Annotated in this window: 13 protein-coding genes and 2 pseudogenes; 10 read left to right on the top strand and 5 right to left on the bottom strand. The window is 59.4% G+C overall.

All coding sequences use genetic code 11. The annotated features are described in order from the left end of the window. The first annotated feature begins 122 nt into the window (after nucleotides 1-122). Nucleotides 123-1,260 (top strand): annotated as a pseudogene (locus ACYU03_RS14860) (IS3 family transposase). A 665-nt stretch (nucleotides 1,261-1,925) separates the two neighbouring features. Here ACYU03_RS14860 and ACYU03_RS14855 read toward each other — a convergent pair. Continuing rightward, the gene (locus ACYU03_RS14855) at nucleotides 1,926-2,516 is read right to left on the bottom strand and encodes a chorismate mutase (RefSeq protein ID WP_461885342.1); all 591 of its coding nucleotides are present in this window, start codon (nucleotides 2,514-2,516) and stop codon (nucleotides 1,926-1,928) included. Nucleotides 2,517-2,623: 107 nt separating this feature from the next. Beyond that, nucleotides 2,624-2,962 carry a chorismate mutase gene (locus ACYU03_RS14850; protein ID WP_461885341.1) on the bottom strand — a complete coding sequence of 113 codons (339 nt, stop codon included), beginning with the start codon at nucleotides 2,960-2,962 and terminating at the stop codon, nucleotides 2,624-2,626. 529 nt (nucleotides 2,963-3,491) lie between these two features. On the opposite strand from ACYU03_RS14850, the gene ACYU03_RS14845 reads away from it, so the two are divergent. Both ACYU03_RS14845 and ACYU03_RS14840 read left to right on the top strand, forming a co-directional pair. Next, nucleotides 3,492-4,076 carry a TetR/AcrR family transcriptional regulator gene (locus ACYU03_RS14845; protein ID WP_461885339.1) on the top strand — a complete coding sequence of 195 codons (585 nt, stop codon included), beginning with the start codon at nucleotides 3,492-3,494 and terminating at the stop codon, nucleotides 4,074-4,076. Between the two features lie 4 nt (nucleotides 4,077-4,080). Next, nucleotides 4,081-4,206 (top strand): annotated as a pseudogene (locus ACYU03_RS14840) (IS5/IS1182 family transposase); the annotation flags it as partial. Nucleotides 4,207-4,291: 85 nt separating this feature from the next. Here ACYU03_RS14840 and ACYU03_RS14835 read toward each other — a convergent pair. Beyond that, nucleotides 4,292-7,606: a type III effector HrpK domain-containing protein gene (locus tag ACYU03_RS14835; RefSeq protein WP_461891472.1), complete on the bottom strand. Its 3,315-nt coding sequence runs from the start codon at nucleotides 7,604-7,606 to the stop codon at nucleotides 4,292-4,294. Nucleotides 7,607-8,414: 808 nt separating this feature from the next. Between ACYU03_RS14835 and ACYU03_RS14830 the strand changes: the two genes are divergently transcribed. Further along, complete coding sequence (locus ACYU03_RS14830) at nucleotides 8,415-8,561, top strand: hypothetical protein (protein WP_461885338.1); 147 nt, start codon at nucleotides 8,415-8,417, stop codon at nucleotides 8,559-8,561. 23 nt (nucleotides 8,562-8,584) lie between these two features. Here ACYU03_RS14830 and ACYU03_RS14825 read toward each other — a convergent pair whose 3' ends face one another. After that, nucleotides 8,585-10,348 (bottom strand): ATP-binding protein, encoded by a 1,764-nt coding sequence (locus tag ACYU03_RS14825; protein WP_461885337.1) that lies wholly within the window; start codon nucleotides 10,346-10,348, stop codon nucleotides 8,585-8,587. A 563-nt stretch (nucleotides 10,349-10,911) separates the two neighbouring features. Then, a complete protein-coding gene (locus ACYU03_RS14820; RefSeq protein WP_461885336.1) occupies nucleotides 10,912-11,829 on the bottom strand; it encodes a helix-turn-helix domain-containing protein in 918 nt (305 codons plus the stop codon). Between the two features lie 253 nt (nucleotides 11,830-12,082). On the opposite strand from ACYU03_RS14820, the gene ACYU03_RS14815 reads away from it, so the two are divergent. The 6 genes from ACYU03_RS14815 to ACYU03_RS14790 all read left to right on the top strand — a co-directional run bounded on the left by ACYU03_RS14815 (nucleotide 12,083) and on the right by ACYU03_RS14790 (nucleotide 18,832). Then, complete coding sequence (locus ACYU03_RS14815; protein ID WP_461885335.1) at nucleotides 12,083-12,913, top strand: SDR family NAD(P)-dependent oxidoreductase; 831 nt, start codon at nucleotides 12,083-12,085, stop codon at nucleotides 12,911-12,913. Nucleotides 12,914-12,993: 80 nt separating this feature from the next. Next, nucleotides 12,994-14,739, top strand: a complete 1,746-nt coding sequence (locus tag ACYU03_RS14810) for an FAD-dependent oxidoreductase (RefSeq protein ID WP_461885334.1) — start codon at nucleotides 12,994-12,996, stop codon at nucleotides 14,737-14,739. Nucleotide 14,740: 1 nt separating this feature from the next. Continuing rightward, nucleotides 14,741-15,073: an NIPSNAP family protein gene (locus tag ACYU03_RS14805; protein ID WP_461885333.1), complete on the top strand. Its 333-nt coding sequence runs from the start codon at nucleotides 14,741-14,743 to the stop codon at nucleotides 15,071-15,073. Between the two features lie 176 nt (nucleotides 15,074-15,249). Further along, on the top strand, nucleotides 15,250-16,608 hold the full coding sequence (locus ACYU03_RS14800) for an MFS transporter (RefSeq protein WP_461885331.1): 1,359 nt from the start codon (nucleotides 15,250-15,252) through the stop codon (nucleotides 16,606-16,608). A 388-nt stretch (nucleotides 16,609-16,996) separates the two neighbouring features. Then, on the top strand, nucleotides 16,997-17,782 hold the full coding sequence (locus ACYU03_RS14795) for a transporter substrate-binding domain-containing protein (protein ID WP_461885330.1): 786 nt from the start codon (nucleotides 16,997-16,999) through the stop codon (nucleotides 17,780-17,782). 162 nt (nucleotides 17,783-17,944) lie between these two features. Then, nucleotides 17,945-18,832 (top strand): AEC family transporter, encoded by an 888-nt coding sequence (locus ACYU03_RS14790; protein ID WP_461891471.1) that lies wholly within the window; start codon nucleotides 17,945-17,947, stop codon nucleotides 18,830-18,832. Nucleotides 18,833-18,919: the final 87 nt, after the last annotated feature.

Genomic DNA, 18,919 nt, shown 5'->3' with positions numbered 1-18,919 from the left:
CGGGTATCTCCTTGGCAAAGCCATCGGTGCGGTTGATGGGGGCCAGTAAAGATTGACCTGCTCCCCGATTTCAGTACCCACGCCGAACTTAGTAGAGTCCGTTATCCGAGCAGGAGACGGCAGTGAAAAAGCGTTTTACGGAAGAACAGATTCTCGACTTTCTGAAGCAGGCGGAGGCCGGTGTGCCCGTGAAGGAGTTGTGCCGGCGGCATGGCTTCAGTGATGCCTCGTTCTACACCTGGCGCGCCAAGTTCGGTGGCATGACCGTGCCGGATGCCAAACGGCTCAAGGATCTCGAACTGGAGAACAGCCGGCTGAAAAAGCTGCTGGCCGAAGCCCATCTGGATATCGAGGCACTGAAGGTGGTCGCTCGGGGAAAAGGGTAAGCCCGACAGCTCGGCGGGAAGCGGTGCAGGAGATGCAGGCCCGAACCGGCATTTCCCAGCGCCGTGCCTGTCAGCTGATCGGGCTGTCTCGCTCGGTGCTGCACTATCAACCCCGTGCCAGCGAGCAAAACACCAAGCTGCAAACCCAACTCGTGGAACTGGCACAGGAGCGCCGGCGTTTCGGCTATCGGCGCCTGCATATCCTGTTGCGGCGCGCTGGCGTGCAGGTCAACCACAAGCGGATTATCGCCTGTACCGGGCTGCCGGTTTGATGGTGAAGCGGCGGAGGCGCCGTCACGGCGTCGCCATAGAGCGCGAAGGCCTGAGCCTACCGAGCGCGCCGAATCAGGTGTGGTCGATGGACTTCGTTTTTGATGCGCTCAGTACGGGGCGGAGGATTAAATGCCTGACGGTGGTCGATGACTTCACCAAGGAGGCGGTGGGAATCCTCGTGGATTACGGCATCAGCGGCTTTCGCGTTACTCACGCACTGGATGAAATGGCTCGGTTCCGCGGCTACCCGGCAGCAATCCGCACCGACCAGGGCCCCGAACTCACTGGCAAGGCACTCGATCAATGGGCCTATCAGCGCGATATCAAGCTGAAGCTGATTCAGCCTGGAAAACCCACACAGAATGCGTTCATCGAGTCCTTCAACGGCAAGTTTCGAGACGAATGCCTGAATGAGCACTGGTTCTGCTCACTGGCCGAGGCCAAAATTCGCATCGCGGCCTGGCGGAGGGATTACAACGAACACCGACCGCATAGCGCTATCGGAAATCTCACCCCGGCGGAGTTTGCCGCGAAATGGCGGGCGAGCCAGCAGCAACCGCGACATGAAAAAACGATATCAACCCCAGGGCCTACTAACTAGGAAGCGGTACTAAAACTGGGGGCAGGTCAATTGCGACCATAGCGGCTGCGATAAAATTGCGAAGTGCGAACATCCCTGACCCCTTGTTAGTTTCATCAGCTCTCTCCCGCACGGGGCAAGAGCAGGCCATTCTATAGTATGTGATGGCATTTTGCCTTGCATGCTTCAGGGAGCAGCCGGTGTTTGGCTAATGAGAAGGGGAGAAAAACCGCCGATGCAGTAGGCCTGTCAGACTTTCCAGTCTGGTAGAAAGTGACGCTCAAGGCGGCAATGGCTACGCCAAGGCCTACAGTAGTCAGCATCGCGCCCCAGATGTTCAGCTTTAGTCTGCCAAGCTTGTCCATGTCACGGCGCACACCAGCAATAGATTCATCAAGGCGACGATCTCTCTCTGCCTAGGCAGCAAGGAATCCGTCGATTTTTGACGAAATGGACTCTCCTTGAGCGCCCATCTTCACCTCGATCGTTTCCAGTTTGGCGTTGAATTTTTCGCGCGTGATGTCGTTCACGGGCTGAGCATCGTGTCTTTGCTCAGGTTTGTTACGATCCAGAGGCCCCATAAACTGAGGCCAATTAGGAGGTGCCTTTGCTGATGTTCAGGTCTTGCTCAATGCCAGCGGTAGCGTCAAACCCGTAGTTGAGCGTTACCGCCTCGCAACTGGGCGTCAAGTATGTGGTTTGCTACCGGTACATAGTTCACCTGTAGCTCGAATCAGCGCCAACTCATGCAAGTGATCGCTGGCTAGCCGCGGTCGTGCCTGGTTCAGCCAGGTAGAGCAGGCCGGGTTTGCCCTGAATGGACTGAACTTGGCGTACTGCTCTAGCAGGCGGTTCTGGAGCTCATCCAATAGCGGCCGGATCTGATTCTTCAGATCCGGCCGCTTCGTTTCAGGGGCTTTTCCTGCCGTTTGCCACTCAGCAAGCAGGCCATATTGAACGAGTTTGTTCGCTTCGATCTGAGCTGCCAGCAATTGCACGATATCGTCCTTGCCAACCCCGAACCTGACGGCCTGCTGTTGGGCGTTGGCGATCACCTGTGACTCTCTGTCACTGTCCTGGATCGGCTTCGCGCTGTCCCATTTGGTGAGTGCGACGAGATCTGCGATTTCAAGACGCTCGTTTATGGTTGCCAGCAGCGATTTCAATTCTTCGGGAGCGGGTTCGGTTATGGGGGAATTGGTTTGCGCCGCGATGGCGTTCAGGCTAATGAAGGCCAAGGGTAGCAGGGCGGTTCTAAATACAGATTTCAAGAGCACGTGAGCACCTCATACAACATTGACAAGCCAGCCAGTATGAACAGTCGGAGAATGGGAGGCATGATGCAACGCTGGCAGCCCTGGCTGGCGTCCAGTCGCATCAGGCATCAGGAGTCTTTCGTTGTCGAGGGGCGTGGCGCATTTGCGGCCTCATGCGCAGATGCGATCTGTCTGTGCCGCTGGACTACCTCACTGATGACGAACTCCATCAACCTCTCGACGAAGGCTGGATCGAGATTGGCATTCTCCGCAAGTGCTGTCAGTCGCTCGTACTGGTGTTGCTCTCTGTCCTTATCAACCGCAGGCAATTGATGTTCTGCTTTCAGCACACCGACCTGATCGGTACAGCGAAAGCGTTCAGCGAGCATATGAATAAGCGCGGCATCAATATTGTCGATTGTCTGTCGAAAGGATGAAAGCCGAGTCGTGATGTCAGGCGTTTCCATAAAATGTCCTCTTTACAGGCTGGTCCAGTGATTCTTGAATGCTACTGTGATGGACCTTTCGTGACTGCCTGGTCCGATTGGCTGGAGCAGGCGGGTAGGCAAATTGGTTCCCTGCGTCGACGTCTGTCGTTATCGCCGTTGATAGGGAGTGCTACTGGAATAGCACAGGGTAGAGGGATGCAATGAGCAGCAACGCCATCGCGATACTGAGGGCCCTGAGTCGTGGGCCTGACAGCCAATGCCGCAGGGCGGGGGTCCCCATTCCACTCCAGATTGCATTCGAGGCCAGGCCGATGATGGCCAAGGCCCTTTTCTCCGGGGGCGCTCGTCGATCCTTCTGGCGATGAAATCAATGGCCGAAAACCTACTAGAAGGTAGTTTTTCTTGCAATAACTAACATTTGCTCAACCTGAGGAAAAGCGCCGAGCCAAACCCGCTGGTACTCCGATGCTATCTGGTCTCTGGCATCAGGGAGGCTTACAAAAACGCGGGTTTGACGCAAAGCCTACCAGAAGGTAGGGTGTGCTCCATGGCTAATCATTCAAACACCTTTTTCGAAATCCTCAGTTGCGCCCGCTCACTCATCATTGCTGGTGGATACAGCAGTTTTAGCTATGCAGACATATCCGAGTTCGTGGGCATCCGCAAAGCCAGTATCCATCATCATTTTCCAACCAAGGTTGATCTTGTACGTACGCTGGTCACTCAATATCGACAAGAAGCGGAGGTTGGAATTGCCCATCTTGAACGTCTGTACCCAGACCCGGCCGATCAGCTCCGTGCCTACACAGGCTATTGGCAGGGGTGTATTGAAGATGCGACCAAGGGCTATTGCGTATGCGCGTTGCTCGCGACCCAGATTCCAGTATTGCCTCAAGAGATCGTCCTGGAGGTAAGAGCTCATTTTCGGACGCTGTCCGCATGGCTCACTTCCGTATTCGAGCGAGGGTCAAAGCAGGGTTGTCTTATGTTGCCGGGCGATGCGCGTTCTGAAGCAGAGAGATTCATGGCGACCGTTCATGGCGCCATGCTGTCGGCTCGTGCCTACGGCGATCCTGAAATGTTTGGTGCGATTACTCAGCCGATGATCGAAAGGCTCGTCATCGCGAAATGATTCAAAGACCGGTGCTGGTCGTAAGCCATATCCACTGGAAACCATACTACGTACTCACCCACCGCAGAATGGGTTTTCGCTGAGCGATCCCGCTATGGAAGAAGCATTGTACGAAATCACCTCGATGCGCCCAGTTCGACAGTAGTGTTTGACGGGGTTCGGATCGAAGGTAGGTGACGCAACTCATGTTTGCGCCACCTTTGGTCCGGCGGCTGTCAGTCAGCAGACGTGTCTGATGTGCCGGGCCAGTCCTCATCAGGGATGTCGGCGAGGGTGCCATTCTCGATGCCGTCAATGCCATAGCGTTGGATGGCATCGCCGAGCACGTCGCCAAACGCGTCAGCCTTTCTCTCCTGTTTGCCTTCTGCGATCAGGCTGGGAATGAGTGCACCCAGTGCCGCCACGCCCGCCCCGACGGCGCCCAGTATGCCGGCTGCGCTTGCCACCGCTGGGAGGAACCGCGGCAGATTGGCGCCCAGCAGACCGAGGGTGCCCTCAATGGCCGAAGCCGAGCCCGCAAGAATGCCCAGCGATCCTGCGGTAATGCTGAAACCGCCAGTCACCGTGTCGCCTCGACGGATGGCTTGAACGCCGTCGAAAATCCCGTAGGCCCCCGCGGCGATCCCGACGATACCACCCACGCCTTTGGCGCTTTCCTCAAACCGCTTGGCAATGGTTCTGTCATTACCCGCGCTGACGTCTTTCTTGACTTGGTCGAGAAATTCGCGGGGTAGGTCAGGGTGCGCGTCGACCCATTGGTCGGCTTTCTTGATCGCGTCGTTTATATATTTCTGGAAAGCTTTGGTACCGCCCTCGGTGAGAACCGTTGCGGTCTGGATAGAGCCCGCGGTGATGTCGACGATATTGCGGTCCGTCAGTTTGCCGCTGTTCTGCGCACCCCGGGCGATAGTGATACCCGCCAGAAACAGACCGCTGACCCCGTGCAGCACGCCTCTGTCGTATGCCCCCTTGACGTCGCCGTTGGTATCGAACATCGAGAGCAGGTTCATCTTGTCCAGGGCCTTTGTGCCTTGGCGGAACTCGTCCCAGTTGCCGCGGAAACTCGTCAGAATCTGATCGGCAGTGGCCACGGTCCCGTCTTGGTTGAGCAGCAGTTCCGGCGATTCTTTACGTATCTGCTCAATCAGCTTGCGGACCTTATCTTCATCGAGCTCCGATCCTCCATCCTTGCCGAACGCAACTTTCAGGTCATCGAAACTGGCGTCTTTGAAGGCGTTTTCCTGCACGACAATGGAGAAGTTATCGTTGAGTTGCTTGTCGAATTGTCCGGTGAACTCAGGGTCCAGAGTGGCGTTGTACAAACCCACTTCCAGGGTATACGCGCTGGTCGCCGCTTCCGGTGTCTCTGTCTTGAGGAGCTCGCGCAGGCGATCGCCGGTAGCCAGCGAGCCTTTGTAATAGTTCTTCAGTTCTTTGCTATGGGAGGACTTGCCGACGGCGGCCTGGATGTCGCCAATGTTGTCGATGCCCAGGATCGATTGCAGGCCTTGGGCGGTGGCGTAGAAGTTGCTCAGGGCTTCTGTCTGATCGACCTTTCCGTCCTTGGTGGCAGCCTGCCATGATTGGTCCAGCGCCTTGCCGGATTTGATCTCGTCCTTGTAGGTTTGCGTCACGGCTTTCTTGAGTTCTGGATCGGACTCGAACAGCGCTTTGGTGGCGTCAGCGGTGCCTTTCTTCAGGTAGTCCGCCGTGGGCTGATCGTTCTGCAGAATGCTGATATGTTCATTGATGTCCAGGAGGACTTTGTCCGGTTCCCAAATAGCGCCGGAACGGTTGGCAATCGATACCTTGCCGTAGTCATCTCCCCACAGGCCTGCGTTGGCCCCATCGATCACCAGTTTCTGTGCACCTTGCAGGTCGAACAACACGGCCGCCTTTTCCTTGGCCGTGTAATTCTCGGGATGCTCGAACACATCTTTGTCCAGCTTGCTGGTGTCAACGTTGTGGCTGAGGTTGCCTGTGACCACGCCCGACAGCAGACTGGTCACACCGGTTGCGTCAGCCGGGGCGTCAGATTTGAGCCAATTCTGGATATCATTCTTGCTGACTTTGCCGTCGGCCTTGTCGCCTGTCTTATCACTGGCAGTGTCGAGCATTTTGTAGGCACCTGGCTGGCTCCAGAAACTCAGTGCTGCTTTTTCTTTGTCACTGAGCTGCGGGTTGGCGTCTATATAGTCTTTGATATTCTGCTCGGTCAGCGGACCGTCAGAGCCGTTCTTGCCGCGGATCGAATCATATTTCTGGTCCAGGATCGCCGTGTATTCGGCGACTTTCTTCGAACCTGTGTCGGCGTTGGGGTTGCTCTTGAGATAGTCTTTGTAGCTCGACAGCTCTTCGCTGGCCTGAGCGTGGGGCAGGGCCTCGAAGCCATACTTGCCGAAATCCTGGAGCCGGCCAGCCTCCGTGCCATGCTTGGCTTCGCCGCTGTTGGTGAAACCGTCCACACTGCTGTTGGCCACGCTGTCGCCGCTGAGGGCCTTGCCGTTTTCATCGTAGCCGACGATGCGGTCCAGAACCTGGCTGGCGCGAAAAGCCGCATCGGGGTCGTTCTCGAAATCGCCTACGCGTTCTTTAAAGGCGTCCCTCACGCCGCTCTGGTTACCAAGGTTCTTGAGCAGCGGATTGGCGTCGATGATGTCTTTGGCAGAGCGATCATCATCCTTTGGCAGTTCCCATACGATACCCGCGTCTTCGCCTGCCTTGCGCGCCTCGCGATCGTTACCCACATCGGCGACGTTCTTGAGTTTGCCATGCAGGCTGTCGAAGCCATACTTGCCGAAATCCTGCAGTCGACCGGCTTCGGTACCGTGCCGGGCTTCACCGCTGTTGGTAAAACCGTCGATGCTGCTGTTGTTGACATCCTTTCCGGCCAGACGCTGACCGTTATCGTCGAACCGCGTAATGTGGTCCAGCACCTGAGTGGCGCGATAGGCAGCATCGGGGTCACGTTCGAAATCGCCCACCTGCTGTTTGAGTGCGTCTTTCACGCCACTTTGATTGCCAAGATTTTTCAGTAGCGGGCTGTCGTCGATGATGTCCTGTGCCGAGCGACTGTCGCCTGCGGGACGCTCCCATTTGATGCCCAACGATTCCGCTTTTTTACGGGCGGCCGGGTCCTCTGCCGCTGCGTCGACGTGCTTGAGTTCACCTTTGAGGTTTTCGAAGCCGTATTTGCCGAAATCCTGCAAGCGGCCTGCTTCGGTACCGTGTCTGGCCTCAGCGCTGTTGGTGTAGCCGTCCACTCTGCCATTGCCGATATTCTTGCCCGCAATGCGGTTGCCGTTTTCGTCCAGTTGCTCGACATGATCCAGCACTTGTACCGCGCGATAAGCTGCGTCGGGATCGGTTTCGAAATCGCCGACCCGTTCCTTGAGCTTATCTTTTACACCGCCTTGATTGCCCAGGTTCTTGAGCAGTGGGCTGTCGTCGATGATCTCTTGGGCGGAGCGATGATCATCGTCGGGGCGTTCCCATTCGATGCCGGCATCCTTGGCCCGTGCACGCTCCATCGCGTCGCCCCAGCGGCCCGTGGATGCATTGCCGAGCGCGCCAAATGTGACGGGAAACAGAGAGGATATATCGGTGATTGTGAGTGGCATGTGCAGGCTCCCGTGATGAGGTAAAGAAACAGTCGAACTCAAGAAGGCGTGTACGGATTAACGCTAAAGGGCCGGATGAATACGTTGACTTAGTTAGCATTCAGGGGAATGGTATTGTCGCAGGCATTCACCCGTGCAGCGAACTGTCAAAAATAAATCCGGCTCGATATGTAGACTGGCGGCATTTCCACCCTGGAAAGATAGCGTCCTGCTGTCCCGCACAGCACATCAATCCAACGGTTGTTTCTGCGAAAACAGTACCAGAGAGATGTAATGACGGATGACAGTGGCGTACGCTTTCACAACATTTCACACGCCTGGAGTCGCTATGTTGCGGCGCCTGGCAGGAGTATTTCGTTTGGTCGGTAGTGTGAGCGCTGAAAATACAGCTACTCTTGTGTTTTTGCAGAAATATATTAAGTCTCATGTTTTTCTTACATTAATGTCGAAGGCTATTTGATTCCGATTGATGAAGGCCAATTAATGTTTTTCGCTGCAATTTCATTACGCCGTTGCATTACCGGTCGCTCTTTCACAACGTTTCACGGTGGCCGCCTCAGTACCCTGCTTACTATTAATTCGTGTGGTGCAGTCATGCCAAGGCGTTCGTGGCGCGAGCATGTCTGCATTAGCCACAGGAAGTTTCGTACCTCAAGACATCAGGTTCTACTGGCGGTGCAGGCGCAGCCATCGTAAAAGTGGAAGCGGTGTTTCTGACGTGAGCGTTCCAGTGCTCAGCATCGCTCACAGGATCGACGCCCAATTGGCCGTGGACATCGCCAGGCGCGCAACCCTAGGCGACCCGGTGCCCGATCACATGTTCCAGGCCGTAGCAGACGGGCTAGTGTCGGCGTGGTTGATCTGAAGCCTGACCTCAGATCGTTTGCCTCAACTCGCGCTCGTTGCAGCCGTCACTAACAACATGCGCTGATGCTGTTGCACAGGGCAGCTTTCAGAGTCGCTGTTGAGGCCGCGTTTGATCCAGCCCTGGCATTCATCTGTCAATGACAGGCGCGACCAAAGCGGGACGCTGACCAGCGTCAGCTCTACGGCCAGTTTCGCGTCACCGTGTGTTGAGTAGGCCCAGGCCAGCGCCGTGCGAACGCTGTCAATCTCCGCACCGTAATGCTCCAGCCACGCTTGCGGTGTCATACTGTCGAGGTCCTCAACAGATCGTTTCTGTTCATCAAGCACCCATCTGGCGTGTCGTCGTGCCAGCAGATCTTTTTCAGCCTGCGTTCCGACTTTCTGCGCAGCGTAAAGCCGTGTCGTTTCCAGCAGCCGGTAACGTTTGACCGGGCTTTGTCCACGTGAAACCACCAGCGACTTGCTAACGAGGCGCTCCAGGGTCTGCGCGAGATCCTGCCCATCGGCGTGTATCACGGCCGTCACTGCACGCAAGGTGAACGATCCGGAGAACACAGACAATTGGCCCAGCATCGCTTGCTCCTGACGCGACAGCAGGGTGTAGGTGAAGTCCAGCGCCGCAGCCAGCGAACGATGTCGGTGCGGAGCCGTTCGCCGACCGATCATCTGCAAGCGCCAATCCCCATCGACCATCTCGGCCAAGTGCTCCAGACCGAAGCTGCGCACCCTGGCAGCGGCGATTTCTATTCCCAGCGGGTTGCCATCGAGCTTTTGACAGATGGCCACCGCTGCACGAACGTGTTGATTGGTGAAGATATAACCCATGTTATGGGCGACCATACAGTTGACCAACAGCGTGATTGCGGGATAACTCAGCGCTTTCACGCTGTCCAGCTGATCGCTGGTCGTCGGAAACTGTAGGGGAGCCAGTTCGTGGACGAACTCGCCGTTTGCTCCAAGCGGCTCACGGCTGGTGACCAGGACCAGGCACTGTCGGGCAGAGCGTAGGATCGCTTCAATCACTTGTGCCGTGTCTTCCAGTACAGCTTCGCAACTGTCGAACACGAGAAGCATCTTGTGCGACTCGAGGTGTCTGGTAACGACCCGCAGCGGATCTTCGGTAAGGCAGTCTAGTCCCAGAACCTGCGCGATAAGCGTGGAAACGGGCAGATTTCGGTCGCTCGTTGCGAGATCGATGAACACATTGCCTTCTGGATATTGCCGCTGCATCCGGTTCGCCAAGGCAAGCGCGACGGTGGTTTTGCCAACGCCTGCGTGCCCGGTAATGGTCACGAAACGGTGGCTCGCCAGTTTTACTTCAAGAATGCCTAGCAGTTCCTCACGACCGAAACTTCGAGCTATAGAGGGCTCGTATACTTCGTCCATCTCGCGGGAGGTGCGCTCAGTGCTGATCGATCGGCGACTGATCGGTGCGACGAAACGGTAGCCACGCCCCGCAACGGTAACGATCCAGTCTCTGCCCTCACCGAGCGCACGACGTAAGGCAAGAACCTGTGCTCGCAGGTTGCATTCCTCGACCACTAATCTTGGCCAGACATGGGCGAGTAGTTCGGTCTTTGCCAGCAGTTCTCCTGGGCGGGAGACCAATGCGATCAATAGAAGAATCGCACGGCTTCCCAAAGGCACCGGCTCGCCATTTCTTAGCAACAAATGCTGTTGTGGGAAAAGGACAAATTCACCGAAACAGATTTCGTTGGCCCGAACACGATCATTCTCTTCGTTGTTGGCGCTTGATGTCTCGGCAACGAGAATGTCTGAAACCATCACGCTGCTCCATGAATGGGACGACGGGCGCTCCTGAAACGCACCCATAGTGTCAGGGGACAGTGGCAGTAAGTATCCACATCGATAGTTACGTTTTTATTCTGAGTCTGACTCTGATTTGTCATTCGAGGTCAGGAATGCAAAGTCATCATCGTTCAACCGGAGCAAGGCCGTGTAGTGACCATGGGTCAATCGAATAGCCGCTGAGCACGTGCTCTCGCGGCCACCTTGAACAGCGATAGTTGGTGACGAACGGGTGGTTACCTGATCCTGGCCGGCGCATGAGGGGTGGCAGTTATCTGTCGCTCTGCGCACAGATCTGTACATGCGGAACTACCCTATACGGCTTCTGCCTCGGATATGTGACGCGAAGCGACCCTCGGAGTAGGGCCTCCAGCAATCCATCCGGAGCGCGTGTACCGGAGTAGTGGAGACATGAGGGGGCTACATAGTTCCCTACATCAATTACAACCGACAGTCCGCCTTCGGGCGGTTTTATTGCCCGGAGGAAAGCATTGGGGGCGAATTGTTTGGGGAAGCGCGGCGATAGGTGCAGAAAACCTTCAATCGGTGGGACGATTCGCACAATCACTGGGGCGTTCCTCGCACTGCGAGGCCTCGCGGAATTCACTCGGGGTCAGCGTGCTGTTCTTGCGGAAGAAGCGGCTGAAGTAGCCGACGTCGGAGAAGCCCAGGTCGTGGGCGATCTCCTTGATGCTCAGGCTGGAGTAGGCCAGTTCACGCTTGGCCTCTAGCACCAGTCGGGCGTTGATCACCGCCATCGGCGTCATGCCCAGCTGTTCCTGGCACAGGCGGCCGAGGGTGGCGACCGTGACGCCGAGGTCGCTGGCGTACTCGTTGACCGCGCGGTGGCCACGGTAGTGGCTGTCGACCAGTTCGCGGAAGGCCTTGACCTGTTGGCTGCGCCGGCTGTTGGCGGCTACCGGCTGCTCGGCGTCGAATCCGGCGAAGCGCAGGACATGGATCAGCAGCGCGAGCAGTAGCGACATGCTGCAGGCCTGGTGTTCGCGCTCGCGGTTGAAGTATTCCTCGCGCAGTTGCCGGCAAAGCGGCAGCAGCGGGTCTTCGGCGTCGCTCCACTGCGGCAGGGCGAGCACATGGGGTTTGTGCAGCAGTGTCAGCAGGTTCGGCGAGAGTATTCGGGCGACGCCCTCCAGCGGTGGCTGCACTGCAGTGATCACTAGGCCCTCGACCCGGCCGTTCCAGTTGAAACCGTGCACGGTCTGCGCCGGGATGACGATGGCGCAGGGCGCCTGCATCCGTATCCGCGCGCTGTCCGCCAGCACTTCGCCGGAGCCCTGCTGGACGTAGAGGATCTGCAGCAGGCCGTCGTGACGGTGGGCGGCTATCTCCCAGTCGTAGGCGCCGGAACGGGTGGAGATCGACTCCACGTGCAGGGACTCGTGCCAAGCCGGCTGCGGTGCTTCGCCGTAGAGGTCGTAGCTGGGGATCTGGCTCATTGTTGTTGTAATTGGGGAGGCGGTGTTTTTTACCATAGCGAAGACTTCACCCCGTGCGCAAACCCCTGACCCTATGTACGAGGTTTCTATCTGCCTGCCCAATACCACCACCTGGACATTTGCCGAAAATGTCTGGCTGCTTGTGAGTTTTGTCCATTCTGCGCTCGTCCTGGCTGGTCATAAACTCTGCTCCACGTGAAGAGGCTGCCGAGTTCCTCCTTCGCCTTTCTTGCCCAGCACGCTGGAGATAACAATGACCAAGATCCAAGCGCATAATTCCTGGCTCGCTCTCGACGGAGCCGTCTGCGTCGTTACTGGCGCGGCCGGCGGTATCGGTAGCGAGATAGCCACCTCCCTGGTCCATGAAGGGGCGCGCGTCGTCCTGCTGGACCGCGACGAAGCCAAGTGCCGCGACCTCGCCGGCAGCCTCGCCGAAGCTGCCGGCACCGAGGTCCCGGTGATCGCCTGCGACATCGCCGACCCGGCCAGCGTGCACGACGCCGCCGCCCAGGTCGAGGCGCTTTACGGCACCTGCGACGTCTTGGTGAACAACGCCAGCGTACTGCGGCCGGCGGCGCTCGAAGATATCACCCTGGAACAGTGGAACGCGGTGCTGTCGGTCAACCTCGGCGGCTACCTGCTGTGTGCCCAGGCCTTCGGCCGGGCGATGCTGGCCCGTCAGGGCGGACGCATCGTCCATGTCGCCTCCATCGCCTCCCATTACCCGCAGACCTGGAGCGGTGCCTACAGTGCGGCCAAGTCGGCGGTGAGCATGCTGTCGCGGCAACTGGCCGCCGAATGGGGCGCGCGTGGGGTGCGCAGCAATGCCATCTGCCCGGGGCTGATCCGCACGCCGCTGTCGGCGGCCTTCTACGCCGACCCCAGGGTCGAGCAGCAGCGCCAGGACATGACCGCCAACCGCCGTATCGGCGAGCCTCGAGACATCGCCGACGCTGTGCTGTTCCTTGCCAGCCCGCGCTCGGACTACATCAACGGCGCCGAGTTGACCGTCGACGGCGGCCTGGAAAGCATGCTGATGGCGCTGATTCCGCGTCCCGGCTACGAGTCGCCGATCGCCCGCTGAGTACAGCGCCCCACCAAGACCACGACCCGTTATCGGCCGCCCTGACGGCCGGTGCCCGGTCATGCCCGGAGAACACGACCATGACCCAGCAGACTGCTTCCACCCTCCATTGCGACGTACTGGTGATAGGCGCCGGAGCTGGCGGCTTGTCCACTGCTATCACCGCGAAGAAACACGGCCTCGACGTGGTGGTGATTGAGAAGGAGGCCTACTTCGGCGGCACCACCGCGTTTTCCGGCGGCGTGCTGTGGATTCCCGGCAACCCGCATGCGCAGGCCAATGGCGTGAGGGACAGCCGCGAGGCGGCGTTGACCTACATGAAGAACGAGGCCGGTGCCTGTTTCGACGCCGAGGCGGTGGACGCCTTCCTCGACACCGCCCCGGAGATGGTCGAGTTCTTCGAGCGCGAGACCGAGGTCAGGTTCGTGCCGACCCTGTACCCGGACTATCATCCGGACGTTGCCGGCGGTGTCGATATCGGCCGCTCGATCCTCGCCGCGCCGTTCGACATCCGTACGCTGGGCAAGGACATCGAACGCCTGCGGCCGCCACTGAAGACCATCACCTTCATGGGCATGATGTTCAACTCGTCGAACGCCGACCTGAAGCACTTCTTCAACGCTACCCGCTCGTTGACCTCGTTCCTCTACGTGGCCAAGCGCCTGGCCGTCCACCTCAAAGAGTTACTGCTGTACCGCCGTGGCGTACAGGTCACCAGCGGCAACGCTTTGGCCGCGCGGCTGGCCAAGTCGGCCCTGGACCTGGGCATCCCGATCCACACCGGTACTGCTGCCCGCCAGTTACTACTGGAGCGGGGCAGGGTGATCGGCGCGCAGGTCAATGATGCACAAGGTACGGTGCGCATCGAAGCGCGGCGTGGCGTGGTGCTGGCCTGCGGCGGTTTCTCCCACGATCTGGCACGAATCCGGCAGGCCTATCCGCACCTCAGGCGCGGCGGCGAGCACTTCTCGCCGGTGCCGAGCGGCAATACCGGCGATGGCGCGCGCATGGCCGAGGCGGTCGGCGGCAAGGTCGATATCCGCTTCCCGCAGCCGGCGGCCTGGATGCCTACCTCCAAGGTGCCCCTGGGCAACGGCCAGTTCGGCGCCTTCCCGCATCTGCTGGACCGCTACAAGCCGGGGGTGATTGGCGTGACCCGCAATGGCAAGCGCTTCACCAACGAGTCCAACTCTTACCACGACGTCGGTGCGGCGATGGTCGAGGCCTGTGCTGGCGAGCCAGAAACCGCCATGTGGCTGGTCTGTGACAGTCGCACCATCGGCAAGTACGGCCTCGGCTACGCCAAGCCAGCACCGATGCCGCTAGCGCCGCTGGTGCGCAACGGCTACCTGGCCAAGGGCCGGACCCTCGCCGAGCTGGCGCGCAATGCCGGGCTCGACGCGGCGGGGCTGGAGCAGACCGTGCGCGAGTACAACCAGGGTGCGCAACTGGGCGTGGACAGCCAGTTCGGCCGTGGCAGCACCAGCTTCAACCGCTACCTGGCCGATCCCGAGCACAAGCCCAACCCTTGCGTGGCGCCGCTCAGCGAAGGGCCCTTTTACGCACTGAAGGTGGTGATGGGGGACCTCGGTACTTTCGACGGCTTGCGCACCAGCGTCGAGGGCGCGGTACTGGCCGACGATGGCAGCGCGATTCCCGGCCTCTACGCGGTGGGCAACGACCGCGCCAGCGTGATGGGTGGCAACTATCCCGGCGCCGGCATCACCCTCGGCCCGATCATGACCTTTGGCTACATCACCGCCCGCCACCTGGCCCGGGTCGAGCCGGCTGCCGTTGCGCAGCAGAACAAGCAGGAGGTGGCTTGAGATGAACCACAAACCGATCGTCGACCACCGCATCTACAGCATCTCCCCGCGTGGCATGGCCGAGTTCCTCGAACTGTTCGACCGCTTGGCCATGCCGATCCTGCTCAGGCACCTGGGCGCGCCGCTGGCCTTCTACACCAGCAGCATCGGCCCGCTGAACCAAGTGGTGCACTTGTGGGGCTACGACAGCCTGGACGACTTCGAGAAGCGCAGCGCCGCGCGCGACAGCGACCCGGCGTTCAACGAGTACCTGCAGGCCACCCGACACCTGGTGGTGGCCCAGGAGACGCGGATTATCAAGCCGGTACGGTTCAGGGTGCTGGAAGGGCTCTGAGTTCCGGCTACTCCTTTCCCATTCATATGGGGGAGGGGATCGCTCCGAGGAGACAGCCCCTTCCCCGACAGCCCTTGGGGAAGGGGGCAAGGCAACACCTTGGCCACCCGGCCATCGCTTCGACAACAAGAAAGAGGCCGCCCACCTTGGCGACCCGACTATGAGAGGTGACTGCTGTGAACAAAGCGCAAACGCTGGACGTGCGTGAGCTGATCGACAACCGACCCATCGGCGGCTACCAGAAATGGGTGGTGTTCTTCGGGTTCCTGATCATCGCCCTGGATGGTTTCGATGTGGCGATCATGGGCTTCATCGCCCCGCAATTGCGGATGGACTGGGGTATCGATCACCAGGCCCTGGGCCCGGTGCTGAGTGCCGCGCTGGTCGGCCTGGCGATCGGCGCCTTGGTCGCCGGTCCCCTGGCCGACCGCTACGGACGCAAGATCGTGCTGGTGGTCAGCACCTTCTTCTTCGGCTTCTGGACCTTGGCCACGGCGTTTTCCACCGACATCACCATGATGGTCATTTTGCGCTTCCTCACTGGCCTCGGCCTTGGTGCGGCGATGCCCAACGCCAGCACCCTGGTATCGGAGTACGCTCCCGAGCGCAGCCGTTCGTTCCTGATCACCGTGGCCTTCTGCGGCTTCTCCCTCGGTGCCGCCGGCGGTGGCTTCCTCTCCGCCTGGATGATTCCCAACCTGGGCTGGCACAGTGTATTGGTGCTCGGTGGCGTGCTGCCGCTGATCGTCGCACCGATCCTCTACTTCAAGCTGCCGGAGTCGGTGAGCTTCCTGGTGGCGAAGAATGCTCCCGCGGCGAGCATTCTCCATATCATCGATCGACTGGCGCCGGGCCTGGCCGACGCGAATACCCATTTCGTCGTGCCCAAGGCACCTGTCGCCAACACCAGCGCCGCGCGGATAGTGCTGTCGCCGCGCTACCGCTTCGGCACCCTGATGCTGTGGACCGGCTATTTCCTCTCGCTGTTCCTGGTCTACCTGTTCAGCAGTTGGCTGCCGACCCTGGTCAAGGAAGGCGGCGGCTACAGCATCGCCGATGCCGCCATCGTCACCTCGATGTTCCAGGTCGGCGGACCGGTTGGTGCGCTGACGGTTGGCTGGGCGATGGACCGCTGGAGCCGCTACAAGGTGATCATGTTGACCTTCCTGGTCGCCGGTGTGGTGATCTTCGCCATCGGCCACGCCACTCACGAGTTCGTCTTGCTGTGCATGGTCGCCTGGGCGGTGGGTTTCTGCTTGAACGGTTCCAGCGTCGGCATGAACGCCCTGGCCGCCTACTGCTACCCCACCGAGGCACGTGCCACTGGGGTCAGCTGGATGAGCGGGGTCGGCCGCTTCGGCGCGATCCTCAGCGCCTTCGCCGGTGCGCAGATGATGAGCCTGGGCTGGTCGTTCGAGCAGATCTTCGCCGTCCTGGTGATCCCCGCCGGCCTTGCCGCTCTGGCAGTCCACGCCCAGGGGCGCCAGTATGCGCGCACGTGCCAGGCTTACGGGCTGGAGGTGTCGTCACACTGATTTGGCGTGGCGGCGCCTTTACCCAAGGGGCCGTCCGCCTTTTTCTCTATTTCCTACCCCAGCGTTGGACCAATGCCGGCGGGGGATGGCTTGCAAGGTATTTGCTGAGGCGGGGTAGGAATGAGATCCACCCAGCAATTCAGTTGGATGGGCACTTCGCATGCAAGGGCCAGGGCTTGCTCCTTGCTAGCACAAGGGCCTACAGGCTTGCACGAAAGAGGGGCGAGGCACACACGGCGTATCGCCTCGATGATGCAGCTGTTCAGACTGGTCCGACCAGGCGGCCATGGGCGATACCGCGTTCTTGTCATCCGAAAAGGCTAGCCTGGCATGGGCTGTGCACTTGCCAGAGCAGGCAATCTTCCTGCATCCCATCGAGGTCATCCCCATGAAAACCTTCCGTTCCCTGCTCCTGGCAACCCTGTTCTGCGGCGGTGCCCTGGCATTGCCCCAGGCCCAGGCCGATGCCCTCGCTGACATCAGCGCACGTGGCGTGCTGAAGGTGGCCGTGCCCCAGGACTTCCCGCCGTTCGGCTCCGTCGGCCCGGACCTCCAGCCGCGTGGCCTGGATATCGACACCGCGAAGCTGCTGGCCGACAAGCTCGGGGTGAAGCTGGCGATGACCCCGGTCAACAGCACCAACCGCATCGCGTTCCTCACCACCGGCAAGGTCGATCTGGTGATCTCCAGCCTGGGTAAGAACCCCGAGCGTGAGGCGGTGCTCGACTTCTCAAGCTCCTATGCGCCGTACTACCTGGCGGTGTTCGGGCCTGAGGCGACGAAGGTCGAGTCAATCGAGGCTCTGGTGGGCAAGACCATCAGTGTCACTCGCGGCGCGATTGAAGACATAGAGCTCAGCGCGGTAGCGCCCAAGGGGGCCATCATCAAACGTTTTGAAGACGGCAACGCGACCGTCGCCGCTTACCTCTCCGGTCAGGTCGAGCTGATCGCCAGCGGTAGCGTGGTCATGGCCTCCATCGCTGAAAGGAATCCGGCCAAGGTGCCGCAACTGAAGGTCAAGCTCAAGGACTCACCGGTCTACGTCGGCCTGTCCAAGAACGAACCCGCACTGCTGGAGAGGATCAACACCAGCCTGGCGGAAGCCAAGGCTGATGGCAGTCTGAGCCGCAACGCCGAGAAATGGCTGAAACAGCCGCTGCCTGTCGACCTTTGAGAAGTTGCCAGTGGTTTATCAATTCGACGTCGTGTCTGTGTTGGCGCAGGCGTAGGGTATTGAGTCTGTAATCACCTCGTCGCGCCCAGCAGGGGTGGGTAGCTTCTTGCAACATCCTGCAATCAGCTTCTAGGATGGCCGTTTCTTTGGAGATCCATGGCCATGCTGGCTGAGCTGTTTGCCGTACTCGCCCCTGTTTTCATCGTCGCCGGTATCGGTTACGGCTGGGCTCGCAGTGGTCATGTCTATCCCACGGATTTTATCGCTCGTTTGGTCATGACCATTGGCACACCGTCTCTGGTGCTGTCGACGTTGAGCCGTACCAACCTGGACCCGGGTGCATTCGCTTCCATGGCGCTTGCGTGTGTACTTGCCATGACCGCTATGGGCCTGCTCGGGGTGCTCTTGAGCCGTGTGTTCCGCCAGCAATGGCGGGTGCTCGTGCCGGCGTTCATGTTTCCCAATACGGGCAATATGGGGCTGCCAATCAGCCTCTATGCCTTCGGTGATCACGGTTTGGCGCTGGCTGTAGCGTTTTTTCTGACGCTGTCGATCTTCCAGTTCACGATTGGTCTGGCAATTTCGGGCAGTGCTGCGTCTATCAGGGACCTGGTACGCAATCCGATCGTGATCAGCTTGGCGCTATCCATGCCGATCATTTTCTTCGATCTGCAATTGCCACGCTGGCTGGGCAATACCGTTGATTTGTTGGGCGGGATGACCATTCCGTTGATGCTGCTGACGCTGGGTGTCTCGCTGGCCAGTATTCGCTTGAGCCACCTTGGCAACGGCTTGCTGCTGGGTGGGTTGCGGATTCTTTTGGGGGCCGGCGTGGGCTGGGGGCTGGGGTATGCGCTGGGGATGGAGCCGTTGGCGCATGCGGTGTTGGTGGTGCAGTCGTCGATGCCCGTGGCGGTTTTCAACTACCTGTTGGCGGTACGGGCCAATCGTTCTCCTGAGCAGGTGGCGAATCTGGTGATGTGCTCGACGGTACTGTCGTTTGTTTTGTTGCCGGCGATTCTGGTGTGGTGGTTGGCACCTTTGAACTAAACATTTTGGGTATGGCTCGTTTCCTGTCGTACACCTGAGGCGGCAGCCAGATGCGCTTGTTCGATGGCTATGGATCAGGCAGTTATC

It is taken from the genome of Pseudomonas sp. X10 (genome assembly GCF_054889225.1).
Note: the sequence above shows the minus strand (reverse complement) of the source record. Positions and strands in the feature narration are given on the sequence as shown.